The organism is Variovorax paradoxus (genome assembly GCF_000834655.1).
GTDB lineage: Bacteria > Pseudomonadota > Gammaproteobacteria > Burkholderiales > Burkholderiaceae_C > Variovorax > Variovorax paradoxus_F.
This window is the reverse complement of record NZ_JXQQ01000015.1, coordinates 53,068-65,196: the sequence shown is the minus strand read 5'-3', so window position 1 is coordinate 65,196 and position 12,129 is coordinate 53,068. Positions and strand designations below refer to the sequence as shown.

Genomic DNA, 12,129 nt, shown 5'->3' with positions numbered 1-12,129 from the left:
CCGCCTCCTTGGGGCGGCCCTGCGGAGGCTCGTCATGACCCGCGCCCGCATGCAGTTTCGCCACGGGGCGCGCGACGAGCCGGAGATCAACCTGATCCCGTTCATCGACGTGCTGCTGGTCATCCTGATCTTCCTGATGCTGTCGACCACCTACAGCAAGTTCACCGAGATGCAGCTGCGGCTCCCGACGGCGGACGCCGACGCGCAGCGCGACTATCCGAAGGAAGTGATCGTCACGGTCTCCGCCGATGGCCGCTACACGGTCAACAAGGCTGCGGTGGCAGATCGAAACGTGAACACCGTGGCCGCAGCACTCGGCGCCGCAGCCACCGGCGGCAAGGACAGCGTGGTCATCATCAGCGCCGACGCGAGCAGCCCGCACCAGGCCGTCGTCACGGTGATGGAAGCCGCTCGCCGCGCCGGCCTGATGCAGATCACCTTCGCCGCCCAGTCGACGGCGCAAGCCGGGCACTGAGTGCCATCACGGGGCCGCAGCAGCACGGGCGCATCCGGCGCATCCGCCTCGCGGCTGCAGGACGCCTGGTTGCACCGCGGCCTGCTGGCCTGCCTGCTGTGGCCGCTGTCGCTGCTGTACGGCGCGCTCTTCGCACTGCGCGGCTGGCTTTATCGAATCGGATGGCTCCGGGCCGAACGCGTGCCTGTTCCCGTGATCGTCGTCGGCAATGTGATTGCGGGCGGCGCGGGCAAGACGCCTGTCGTTATGGCCATCGTCCGGCATCTGCAGGCTCGGGGACTCCAAGTCGGCGTCGTGTCGCGCGGCTACGGTCGACGCACCGACGATTGCCGCGAGGTGCTCGACGGCAACGATCCCCATGATGTCGGTGACGAGCCGGCCCTGATTCGCCACGCCACAGGCGCCCCGGTTTTCGTCGCGCGACGCCGCGTCGAGGCTGCGCGCGCCCTCCTGCAGCGGCATCCGACCACGCAGGTGATCGTGAGCGACGACGGCCTACAACACTTGGCGCTGGCGCGCGACATCGAGATCTGCGTGTTCGACGATCGAGGCATCGGCAACGGCTGGCTGCTGCCGGCGGGCCTGTTGCGCGAGCCCTGGCCGCGTCGCTGCGATCTGGTGCTCCACAGCGGCGAGCGGCCTGCCTTTGCCGGCGGCTACACAGCCACGCGCAGCCTAGCGCAGGATGCGATCACGAGCGACGGGAAGCGCGTTCCGCTGGAGACCCTCGCAGTCAAGCCGTTGATCGCGCTGGCGGCCATCGCGCGGCCCGAGGGATTCTTCGACATGCTGCGCGCCCGCGGCCTCACGCTCGCCGAGACCATCGCGCTGCCCGACCACCATGACTTCGACGCATGGCAGCGCCCGTCCGGCAGCGAATACACCCTGCTTTGCACCGAGAAAGATGCAGTCAAGCTGTGGCGCCAAGCGCCTGACGCGCTTGCGGTGCCGCTGCACTTCGAGCCGGCTCCGGAATTCTTCGCCGCGCTCGACGCAAAGCTATCATCGACCGATGGATACCAAGCTGCTTGAACTGCTCGTCTGCCCCGTGACCAAGGGCCCCCTCACCTGGAATCCCGAGAAGCAGGAGTTGTGCTCCCGCAGCGCGCGCCTGGCCTACCCGGTTCGCGACGGTATCCCGGTGCTGCTCGAGAACGAGGCGCGCACGCTGTCCGACGAAGAGCTGGGTCTGTGACCGGACCCGTGAACTTCACCGTCCTGGTACCAGCGCGCCTGGCCTCCACCCGGCTGCCAGACAAGCCCTTGGCCGACATTGCAGGCCTGCCGATGGTCGTGCGCGTCGCTCAACGCGCCAGCCAGTCCGGCGCATCGCGCGTGGTCGTGGCCGGCGACGACGCTTCCATCATTTCTGCATGCAGGGCGCATGGCGTCGAGGCCATCCTGACCCGTCAGGACCACCCGAGCGGCACCGACCGCCTGGCCGAGGCCTGTGAGCAACTGGGCCTCGATGGCGAAGAGATCGTCGTCAACGTGCAGGGCGACGAACCGCTGATCGACCCCGAACTGATCGATGCCGTAGCGGCAGCGCTGGCCCTGCATCCCGAAGCGGCGATGAGCACTGCGGCCCACGAGATCGATTCGCTGGGCGACTTCATGAATCCGAACGTGGTGAAGGCGGTGCTCGACGCGCAGGGCAACGCGCTCTACTTCAGCCGCGCGCCGATTCCCTGGTGGCGCGATGGCTCGTCTGGTGGCGCGGCGCCGACGGTGCTGCCCACGCCCGCGCCGCTCCGGCACATCGGCATCTATGGCTATCGCGCGGGCTTCGTGCGGAAATTTCCGTCGCTGCCGCCGGCGCCCGTCGAGGCGACCGAAGCCCTCGAGCAATTGCGTGCGCTGTGGCATGGGCATCGCATCGCGGTGCATGTGAGCCATGTCGCGCCCGGGCCTGGCATCGACACGCCCGAGGATCTGGCGCGCGTGCGTGCCGTCTTTGCCACCGGGTCAGCCTCTTAAGACGTGCGCCACGGAGGGAATTCCCTACGGGGGCGCATGCTATCCTCGACGTGAAATCCGCCTTGCCCAGCCCTCGGGCCGACGCTGGGCGTGACACAAAATCTAAGAACCGTCCGAGGACACCATGAGACTAATTTTGCTGGGCGCGCCCGGGGCGGGCAAAGGCACGCAAGCAGCCTTCATCTGCCAGAAATACGGCATCCCCCAAATCTCGACCGGCGACATGCTGCGCGCCGCAGTCAAGGCCGGCACGCCGCTCGGACTGCAGGCCAAGGCCGTCATGGACGCAGGCGCGCTGGTGAGCGACGACCTGATCATCAACCTCGTGAAAGAGCGCATCGCCCAGCCCGACTGCGCCGGTGGTTTTCTCTTCGACGGTTTCCCTCGAACCATTCCACAAGCCGATGCCATGAAGGCCGCAGGCGTCAAGCTCGACTACGTGCTCGAGATCGATGTGCCCTTCGGCGACATCATCGAACGCATGAGCGGCCGCCGCTCGCACCCCGCGTCGGGCCGCACCTACCACGTTAAGTTCAATCCGCCCAAGACCGAAGGCAAGGACGACGTGACCGGTGAAGACCTGATCCAGCGCGAGGACGACAAGGAAGAAACCGTCGGCAAGCGGCTCGACGTGTACAGCCAGCAGACGCGGCCGCTGGTCGACTACTACTCGGCCTGGGCCAAGGCCGATCCGGCTGCAGCGCCGAAGTACCGCGCCATCAAGGGTGTCGGCACGGTCGACGAAATCACGCAACGTGCTTTGGCGGCACTGAGCAGCTGATCCCCCGCCGCCCTTCGACAGGGTGGCTATTTCCCCAGCAGTTCCAGCATCAGCGCGATGCGCGCCTTCACCGGCGTGAGCGCGCCTGCGTCACGCAGTCGGTCATCGGGCTTCGGCAAGATGCGGCCACTGGTGCAACGCGTTGCGCGCAGCACCGCAATGCCCGCGTCTTGCGCCTTGAGCGCCGCGGCCTCCAGCGCGTGATGCACGGTGCCATTGCCGGTGGTTGCGAGGACCAGCCCGCGGACAGGCTCCTCTGCGCCCTCGCGCAGGAGCGCATCGATGATCGCGCCACTCGCGCCGGCATGGCTCATGACGATCTCGACGCGGGGCCAGGGTCCCGGTGCGCTCAGCGCCTTCGACGACGGGGACAACGGCCCAGCCGGCCATTCCCTCACGCGCCGCACCGCGCCCTCTTCCACATAGCCAATAGGTCCGGCATCGCCGGATGCAAAAGCATCCAGCCGGTAGGTGTGCACCTTCTGCACATCCACTCCGCTGTGGACCGTACCGGCACACACCGCCATCACACCCTGCGCGCCCGCGGTCGCCGCTAGCGCGATGGCGTCGCGCACGTTCTGCGGGCCATCGGGCGAGAGCGCCGTGGCCGGGCGCATCGCGCAAGTCAGCACCACGGGCTTCGCTGTTGCGAGAACCGAGTGAAGGAAGAAAGCCGTCTCCTCGAGCGTGTCGGTGCCATGGGTGATCACCACGCCGGCCACGTCGGGCTGTGCGAGCCAATGCACGCAGCGTTGCGCGAGCTTGTGCCAGACGTCGAAGGCCATGTCCTTGCTGTCGAGTTGTGCGACCTGCTCCGCGAGCAGTTTGATGCCCGCGGGCGCTTCGATGCCGCCCAAGAGGTCCGCCACGCCCACCTGCCCCGCGGTGTAGCCGATGTTGTCACCGCTGCTTGACGCCTTTCCGGCGATGGTCCCGCCGGTCCCCAGAACCACCACTCGACGCACTTCCGGCAACGGGGAATTGGCCATGACTTGTCAACTTCCAAAAACTGGTTAAAAATACAGGTACTGGATATCTAGCCAGTGCCGCAAGGAACCACATATGCAGTTCGCCGTAAAGCTTACCGCCCGCCAGCAGCAGATCCTCGACTTGATCCAGAGCGCCATCGCGCGCACCGGTGCGCCGCCCACGCGCGCCGAAATTGCCACCGAGCTGGGGTTCAAGTCGGCCAACGCCGCCGAAGAACACCTGCAGGCGCTGGCTCGCAAGGGCGTGATCGAACTCGTCAGCGGCACCTCCCGCGGCATCCGCCTCAAGGGCGATGCGCTGCGTTCGCTCAACGAAACGCGCCATCGCGAAGGTGGCCAGTTCTCGCTCTCCTTGCCCGGCATGGCACAGCTGGCGCTGCCGCTCATCGGTCGCGTTGCTGCCGGTTCGCCCATCCTCGCGCAAGAGCACGTCGACCAGACCTACTACGTGGAGAACACCCTGTTCCAGCGCCAGCCCGACTACCTGCTCAAGGTGCGCGGCATGTCGATGCGCGATGCCGGCATCATGGACGGCGACCTGCTCGCGGTGCAGGCCACCAAGGAAGCGCGCAACGGCCAGATCGTGGTGGCGCGCCTGGGCGACGAAGTCACCGTCAAGCGTCTGAAGCGCAACAAGCAGGTGATTGAGCTGCACGCCGAGAACCCCGACTACCCGACCATCATCGTCCAACCCGGCGAGCCCTTCGAAATCGAGGGCCTCGCGGTCGGCCTCATCCGCAACACCATGCTGATGTAGGCCCTGCAGCCTGCTTGCAGCAGCACCCCATCCGGCCGCAACAGGTGGCGGGCGTATGGCGCGAAGTCGCCATCACCCTGTCGCGGCCGATTCAAGAAATCCTGCCTGTGTTCAACCTCAGACTTTTTTGGAGTTCACATGGGAATCGCCCTCCTCGCCATCGCTGATTTCTGGATGCCGCTGCAATCGCTTGCAAGCCGCCTGATGCCTGCCCGCCGCCCTCGCCGCAGGGACAGTGGCGACACTGCGGCCGGACTGCGCTACGTAGCTGTGCGCCCGGCCTGCACTGCGCGCGCCGCAAGCACACCTGCACCAGCGGCAACCGTCGCAGCGCCTGCACGCCCGCTGCGCGTGGTTCGTGTGATCGACGGGCAAAGCAAGGACCGCAATCGCATGGTGATCTCCGGCCGCATGGCCGATGTCTGCGCGGAACTCGACCGTCTGGCGGCGCTCGAGGCGGCGGAAAGCTTGAGTTCGGCGCTCCGCTCCACGCGCCTGCACTGACACAATTTCCCGCGAGGAACCGCTCCAGGAGCGCCCCCGGGGTGGGTATCCAAACGTTCACTGGCGCGACATCCCAATGCTGCGAGGCACAATGGCACGCCATGAACATTGTGATCCTCGACGATTACCAGGACGCCGTGCGCAAGCTGCGCTGCGCCGCCAAGCTGGACGCGTACGCGGCCAAGGTCTACACCAATACGGTCAAGGGCATCGGGCAACTGTCGGTTCGCCTCAAGGACGCCGACGTGATCGTGCTGATTCGCGAGCGCACCCAGATATCGCGCCAGCTGATCGAGAAGCTGCCCAAGCTCAAGCTCATTTCGCAGACCGGGCGCGTCGGTGGCCACATCGACGTCAATGCCTGCACCGAGCGCGGCGTGGCGGTGGCCGAGGGCTCGGGTTCCCCGCAGGCCCCCGCAGAACTCACTTGGGCGTTGATCATGGCGGCCATGCGCCGGCTGCCGCAGTACATCAGCAACCTCAAGCACGGAGCGTGGCAGCAGTCGGGCCTCAAATCGGCCTCGATGCCGCCCAATTTCGGCCTCGGCTCGGTGCTCAAGGGCAAGACGCTCTGCATCTGGGGCTATGGCCGCATCGGCCAGCTGGTGGCGCGCTACGGGCAGGCCTTCGGCATGCAGGTGGTGATCTGGGGCCGGGAGGCGAGTTGCGCGAAGGCGCGCTCCGATGGCTTCCAGGTCGCGCAGAACCGCCACGAGTTCTTCGCCGCAGCCGATGTTCTCTCGGTGCACCTGCGGCTCAATGAGGAAACCAACGGTCTCGTCACGCTCGAAGACCTCTCGCGCATGAAGCCGACAGCGCTCTTCGTGAACACCTCCCGTGCCGAACTCGTCGAAGCCGATGCGCTGCTCGCCGCGCTCAATCGTGGACGCCCCGGCCTCGCAGCCATCGACGTGTTCGAGAGCGAGCCGCCGCTGCAGGGCCACGCGCTGCTGCGGCTGGAAAACTGCATCTGCACGCCGCACATCGGCTACGTGGAGCAGGACAGCTATGAGAGCTACTTCGGCCAGGCTTTCGACAACGTCGTAAGCTTCATCAAGGGCAACCCCACCAATATCGTGAATCCCGGCGCGCTGCAGGTTCGCCGGTGAATCCATGAGCCGGCCTGCGCCCCGGGGCGCGCTCTGGGCGCTGCTGGCCGGCAATTTCGTGATCGGCACCGGCGTGATGGTGGTGCCCGGCACGCTCAACGAGATCAGCGTCTCGCTTTCTGTCGCGGTCGCGACAGCGGGCCAATTGATCACCGCAGCAGCGATCGTCATGTGCCTAGGTGCCCCGCTGCTGGCAGCCGTGGTCGCGGGCTGGGACCGCCGCCAGCTCCTCGCCCTCACGCTCCTCTGGTACGCCACTGGGCACGCCATCTGCGCACTGATGCCAAGCTTCGGCGCCCTGCTGCCCGTGCGCATGCTCACGGTGATTGCGCCGGCAATCTTCACGCCGCAGGCTGCGGCCTGCGCCGGCCTGCTGGTGCCCCCGGAACACCGCGGGCGCGCCGTCACCTTCGTCTTCCTTGGCTGGTCGATGGCGTCTGTGCTGGGCCTGCCGATCGGCGCGCTGATCGGCGGCCACCTCGGCTGGCGCATGGCTTTCATCGCTATCGCAATGTTGAGCGTCGTGAGCGCCGCCTCGATCTGGCTCACGCTTCCCACCGGTATCCGGCCTGCCGCGCTCACGGCCGCCGCATGGTCGCGCGTGCTGCGCAGCCCGGTGCTGATGGGCATCGTGTCGGTCACGGCGCTGCAAGGCTCGGGGCAGTTCGTGCTGTTCAGCTATTTCGGCCCCATCCTCAAGCAGAGTTTCGGCGCGGACGCCAACACACTGAGCCTGATGTGGGCCCTGTTCGGCGCCTTCGGGCTGATCGGCAACATGGTGGTCAGCCGCTACATCGACCGCATCGGCGCCGGCCGCATGGTGCTGCTGACGAGTTCGCTGATCGCGCTCAGCCTGTTCGTCTGGCCGTTCGCGAGCACGCTCGCGTGGCTGGCGGTGGTGATCGTGCCCTGGGGCCTGGGCTGCTTCGCCACCAATTCGGCGCAGCAGGCGCGGCTGGTGGGCCTGGCGCCCGCGCTCGCGCCGGGCTCCGTCGCGCTCAACAGTTCGGGCATCTACATCGGCCAGGCCGTCGGTGCAGGCTTGGGCGGCTGGCTGCTGGCGAACGACGCGGCGCCGTGGATGAGCCGGGTCGGCCTTGCCCTGCTGCTGGTCGCCATCGGCCTGAGCGTGGCCATCGACCGCAGCCGTCGACCGGCCTGAAAAAAAGCGGGCCCCGCGTAAGACCCGGGACGCATCGCCTGCGCGAGATTGCAAAATCGGAGTCTGTCGACGCTCGCCAGGCACTCCCCGGCCAGCACCTGCGCGTCAGGCCCTCACACCAATCAACCAGCGAAAATCTTCATCAAATGACAGTGAACTACCAAAGGATCGGGCTCATCGGCGCCGGCGCCATGGGTCGCGGAATTGCGCAGATCGCCGCCCAGGCCGGCAGCGAAGTGCTGCTTCTCGACAGCTTCGCGGGTGCCGCCGAACGCGGGCGCGAAGCCCTCATCGCCCAATGGAACAAGCTGCACGAAAAGGGCAAGCTCGACGCAGCGGCCCGCGATGCGCAGATCGCACGCGTGCGGGCGGTCGATACGATCCAGGCGCTCGCCGGCTGCGACCTCGTCATCGAGGCTGTGATCGAAGACCTCGAAGTCAAGCGCAAGCTCTTCCGCGAAATCGAGACCGTGGTGGCCCCGACGGCCACGCTGGTCACCAACACTTCGTCGCTCTCGGTCACGGCCATCGCAGCCGGCCTCTCGCATCCGGAGCGCTTTGCGGGCTTTCACTTCTTCAACCCCGTGCCGCTGATGAAGGTGGTCGAGGTGGTGGCGGGCTTCAAGACCGCGCCCGAGGTCTGCAAGCAGCTTGCCGGCTACGCGGTGCAGATGGGCCACAGCGCGGTGCAGGCGCAGGACACGCCCGGCTTCATCGTGAACCACGCGGGGCGCGGCTACGGCACCGAGGCGCTGCGCATCGTGAGCGAAGGCGTCACCGACTTCGCGACCATCGATCGCATCCTCAAGGACCAGGCGGGCTTTCGCCTCGGCCCGTTCGAGCTGCTGGACCTGACGGCGCTCGACGTGTCGCACCCGGTGATGGAGTCGATCTACCACCAGTACTTCGAGGAGCCGCGGTTCCGCCCGAGCGTGATCACCGCGCAGCGCCTGGCCGCTGGCGCGCTCGGCCGCAAGACCGGCGAAGGCTTCTATCGCTACACCGATGGCGTGATGCAGCGGACGCCCGAGGCCCCCGCGCCCGTGGTGGACGGCACGCCCTCAGTCTGGGTTTCGCCCCGCGCTGCACGCCGTGCCGAGTTGCTGCGCCTGATCAACACGCTGGGCGCCCAGATCGACAGCGGTGCCACGGCCGCGCCGCACTCGCTGATCCTCGTGGCCCCGCTGGGCTTCGACGTGACCACCGTTGCGGCGGTCGAGCGCCTGGACGCCACGCGCACCGTCGGCATCGACATGCTGATCGACGACGCCGCCACCAAGCGCCGCGTGCTCGCCACCAACCCGGCCACCCGCCGCGACATCCGCGATGCCGCGCACGCCCTCTTCGCGCGCGACGGCAAGGCGGTGAGCGTGATTCGCGACAGCGGCGGCTTCGTCACGCAGCGCGTGATCGGCACCATCGTCAACATCGCCACCGACATGTGCCAGCAGCGCGTGTGCTCGCCGGCCGACCTCGAGACGGCCGTGCAGCTGGGCCTCGGCTACCCGCGCGGCCCCCTGGCCATGGGCAACCTCTACGGCCCGACCAACATGCTCGAGGTGCTGTTCAACCTGCAGACGGTCTACGGCGACCCGCGTTATCGCCCGAGCCCGTGGCTGCGCCGCCGCGGCGCGCTGGGCCTGAGCCTGCTGCACGAAGAAGAATAAATAAACCACCAACCGACTGGAAACGCGACAGCGATGACCGCCGAACTCAAGAGCACGAGCGAAGGCAGCACCATGGTGCTGACAATCGCCAATCCCACCCAGCGCAACGCGCTGGGCCCCGAGATCTACGCCGCCGGCATCGAGGCGCTCAATGGCGCCGAGAGCAGCAGCGAGATCCGCAGCGTCGTCATCGTGGGCGAAGGCGCATGGTTCTGCGCCGGCGGCTCGCTGCAGCGCCTCTTGGCCAACCGCGAACTCGACCGCTCGGTGCAGGCCGAGAGCATCGAGGGCCTGCACAACTGGATCGATTCGATCCGCACCTTTCCCAAGCCGATCATCGCGGCCGTCGAAGGCGCTGCGGCCGGCGCGGGCTTTTCGCTCGCCCTCGCCTGCGACTTCGTGGTGGCGGCGCGCGATGCGGTGTTCGCCGCCTCCTACAGCAACGTGGCGCTGTCGCCCGACGGGGGCCTCAGCTGGCACCTGGGGCAGCAGCTGCCGCGGCAGCTTGCCAGCGAATGGCTCATGAACGGCGAGCGCATCGGCGCGCCGCGCCTGCATGCGGCCGGCCTGGTGAACGAGCTCACCGAGAACGGACAGGCCCTGGCGGGCGCGCTGTCGCTGGCGAAAAAGCTCAACGCCCGCGCACCGAACTCGCTGGCCAGCATCAAGGAACTGCTGAGCGAAGCGCGCGGCGCCACGCTGGCCGCGCAGCTGTCGCAGGAGCGCGATCACTTCGTGCGCAACCTGCACCATGCGAACGCGGGCATCGGCATCGCCGCGTTCCTCGAGAAGAAACCGCCGCAGTACGAGTAGCGCCTTATGGCGTCGCTCCCGTGACACCCCCCAGCTTTCCAGTCGCCGAGAGGACAGACCAATGGACGACCCCATTCTTACCATCGAAGAACGTGAAGCGATCAACAGTGGTCGCTGGTTCTCTTCCTTATCTCCATCGCTACGGCACGACATCCTCCGATGCGCTTTCGTCAAACGCTACAAAGACGGCGACCTGATCGCCGCACGCGGCGACCCACCCGAACACTGGATTGCCTGCGCCAAGGGCGCGGTGCGGGTCAGTTCGACGGCCGTCTCGGGCAAGCAGGTGACGCTGACGTACGTGGAGCCGGGCATCTGGTTCGGCGACGTGGCGATGTTCGACGGGGACCGGCGCACGCACGACGCCTATGCGCATGGAGACAGCACCATCCTTTGCGTGGCGCGCGCCGACTTCCAGAAGATCCTCAACTCGCACGTGGAGCTGTACGAGGCGCTGATGCGGCTGCAGGCGCGCCGCATCCGCACGCTGTTCGGGCTGGTGGAAGACCTCAACACCCTGCCCTTGCGCGCCCGGCTGGCCAAGCAACTCATTCACCTGGTGCGCAGCTACGGCGTGCCGAACCTGGACGACGGCAGCCAGATGCGCATCGGCCTGCAACTGGCGCAGGAAGAACTGGCGCAACTGCTGGGCGCATCGCGCCAGCGGGTCAACCAGGAACTCAAGACCATGGAACGCGAAGGCACCATCCGGATCGAGCCGGGCGGCCTTGTGGTTCTGGATCGCGCCGCGCTCATGCGCGTCTCGGAAGCGGATATCTGACATGAGCCAGGACTTCTCCAACTTCGTCGGCACCCGCGCGGTGTCGCAGCAGCACGCCTTCGACATCGAGGTGCTCGCCGCCTGGCTCGAAAAGAATCTCGAAGGCTTCAAAGGGCCGCTGACCGTCGAGATGTTCAAGGGCGGTCAGTCGAACCCGACGTACAAGCTCGTCACGCCGTCGCAAAGCTACGTGATGCGCGCCAAGCCCGGCCCGGTCGCCAAGCTGCTGCCCTCGGCGCATGCGGTGGAGCGCGAGTTCAAGGTCATGAGCGGCCTGCAGGGCACCGACGTGCCCGTGCCGCGCATGCACTGCCTGTGCGAGGACGAATCCATCATCGGACGCGCCTTCTACGTGATGGAGTTCATGCAGGGCCGGGTACTCTGGGACCAGTCGCTGCCCGACTTCAGCAACGCCGAGCGCGCGGCCTACTACGACGAGATGAACCGCGTCATCGCGGCGCTTCACACGGTCGACTTCGCAGCGCGAGGCCTGGCCGACTACGGCAAGCCCGGCAATTACTTCGAGCGCCAGATCGGCCGATGGAGCAAGCAATACAAGGCCTCTGCCGACGGCGCCGGCGAACTGTCGCAGCCGATCGAGGCCATGGAGCGCCTGATCGACTGGCTCCCCGCGCACATGCCGGCAAGCGCGCGCGACGAGAGCAAGGTCTCGATCGTCCATGGCGACTACCGCCTGGACAACGTGATGTTCCACCCCACCGAGCCGCGGATCATCGCGGTGCTGGACTGGGAGCTCTCCACGCTGGGCCATCCGCTTGCGGACTTCAGCTACCACTGCATGTCGTGGCACATGCCCCCCACCACCGGCCGCGGCATCGGCGGCGTCGATGTGGCTGCGCTGGGCATTCCCACCGAAAGCGAATACATCGCCCGCTACTGCGAGCGCACGCGCATCAGCACGCCCGAGGCGCTGGCGCCGGACTGGAATTTCTATCAGGCCTACAACCTGTTCCGCATGGCTGCAATCCTGCAGGGCATCGCGAAGCGGGTCGAGGCCGGTACCGCATCGAGCGAGCAAGCCGTGGCGTCAGCACGCGGCGCGAGACCGATGGCCGAGATGGCCTGGCAATTCGCCCAAAAGGCGTAACCAGGC

14 protein-coding genes are annotated in these 12,129 nt (G+C 67.0%); 13 read left to right on the top strand and 1 reads right to left on the bottom strand.

Annotated features, from left to right (window positions below; translation table 11 throughout):
* Positions 1-49: 49 nt before the first annotated feature.
* The 5 genes from RT97_RS07835 (at position 50) to adk (ending at position 3,233) form a co-directional block, all read left to right on the top strand.
* On the top strand, positions 50-475 hold the full coding sequence (locus RT97_RS07835) for an ExbD/TolR family protein (protein WP_042578256.1): 426 nt from the start codon (positions 50-52) through the stop codon (positions 473-475).
* Positions 476-1,507: a tetraacyldisaccharide 4'-kinase gene (gene lpxK / locus RT97_RS07830; protein WP_042578219.1), complete on the top strand. Its 1,032-nt coding sequence runs from the start codon at positions 476-478 to the stop codon at positions 1,505-1,507.
* Positions 1,488-1,670 (top strand): Trm112 family protein, encoded by a 183-nt coding sequence (locus RT97_RS07825; protein ID WP_007836935.1) that lies wholly within the window; start codon positions 1,488-1,490, stop codon positions 1,668-1,670. Before lpxK ends, RT97_RS07825 begins: the two co-directional genes overlap by 20 nt.
* 8 nt (positions 1,671-1,678) lie before the next feature.
* Positions 1,679-2,452: a 3-deoxy-manno-octulosonate cytidylyltransferase gene (kdsB, locus tag RT97_RS07820; RefSeq protein WP_042578255.1), complete on the top strand. Its 774-nt coding sequence runs from the start codon at positions 1,679-1,681 to the stop codon at positions 2,450-2,452.
* 124 nt (positions 2,453-2,576) lie between these two features.
* Positions 2,577-3,233 carry an adenylate kinase gene (gene adk, locus RT97_RS07815; RefSeq protein WP_042578218.1) on the top strand — a complete coding sequence of 219 codons (657 nt, stop codon included), beginning with the start codon at positions 2,577-2,579 and terminating at the stop codon, positions 3,231-3,233.
* 26 nt (positions 3,234-3,259) lie between these two features.
* On the opposite strand, the gene RT97_RS07810 is transcribed toward adk, so the two are convergent.
* On the bottom strand, positions 3,260-4,222 hold the full coding sequence (locus RT97_RS07810; protein WP_042578217.1) for an asparaginase: 963 nt from the start codon (positions 4,220-4,222) through the stop codon (positions 3,260-3,262).
* Positions 4,223-4,295: 73 nt separating this feature from the next.
* On the opposite strand from RT97_RS07810, the gene lexA reads away from it, so the two are divergent.
* The 8 genes from lexA to RT97_RS07770 all read left to right on the top strand — a co-directional run bounded on the left by lexA (position 4,296) and on the right by RT97_RS07770 (position 12,123).
* Complete coding sequence (lexA, locus tag RT97_RS07805; protein ID WP_007836939.1) at positions 4,296-4,979, top strand: transcriptional repressor LexA; 684 nt, start codon at positions 4,296-4,298, stop codon at positions 4,977-4,979.
* Between the two features lie 138 nt (positions 4,980-5,117).
* Positions 5,118-5,483 carry a hypothetical protein gene (locus RT97_RS07800; protein WP_042578216.1) on the top strand — a complete coding sequence of 122 codons (366 nt, stop codon included), beginning with the start codon at positions 5,118-5,120 and terminating at the stop codon, positions 5,481-5,483.
* 101 nt (positions 5,484-5,584) lie between these two features.
* Positions 5,585-6,592, top strand: coding sequence for a D-2-hydroxyacid dehydrogenase family protein (locus tag RT97_RS07795; RefSeq protein WP_013541706.1), 1,008 nt, complete (start codon positions 5,585-5,587; stop codon positions 6,590-6,592).
* A 4-nt stretch (positions 6,593-6,596) separates the two neighbouring features.
* Positions 6,597-7,754, top strand: coding sequence for an MFS transporter (locus tag RT97_RS07790; protein ID WP_042578215.1), 1,158 nt, complete (start codon positions 6,597-6,599; stop codon positions 7,752-7,754).
* Positions 7,755-7,900: 146 nt separating this feature from the next.
* Complete coding sequence (locus tag RT97_RS07785) at positions 7,901-9,421, top strand: 3-hydroxyacyl-CoA dehydrogenase (protein ID WP_042578214.1); 1,521 nt, start codon at positions 7,901-7,903, stop codon at positions 9,419-9,421.
* 33 nt (positions 9,422-9,454) lie between these two features.
* Positions 9,455-10,234, top strand: a complete 780-nt coding sequence (locus tag RT97_RS07780) for an oxepin-CoA hydrolase, alternative type (RefSeq protein WP_042578213.1) — start codon at positions 9,455-9,457, stop codon at positions 10,232-10,234.
* Between the two features lie 61 nt (positions 10,235-10,295).
* A complete protein-coding gene (locus RT97_RS07775) occupies positions 10,296-11,015 on the top strand; it encodes a Crp/Fnr family transcriptional regulator (RefSeq protein ID WP_042578212.1) in 720 nt (239 codons plus the stop codon).
* 1 nt (position 11,016) lies between these two features.
* Positions 11,017-12,123, top strand: coding sequence for a phosphotransferase (locus RT97_RS07770; protein ID WP_042578211.1), 1,107 nt, complete (start codon positions 11,017-11,019; stop codon positions 12,121-12,123).
* Positions 12,124-12,129: the final 6 nt, after the last annotated feature.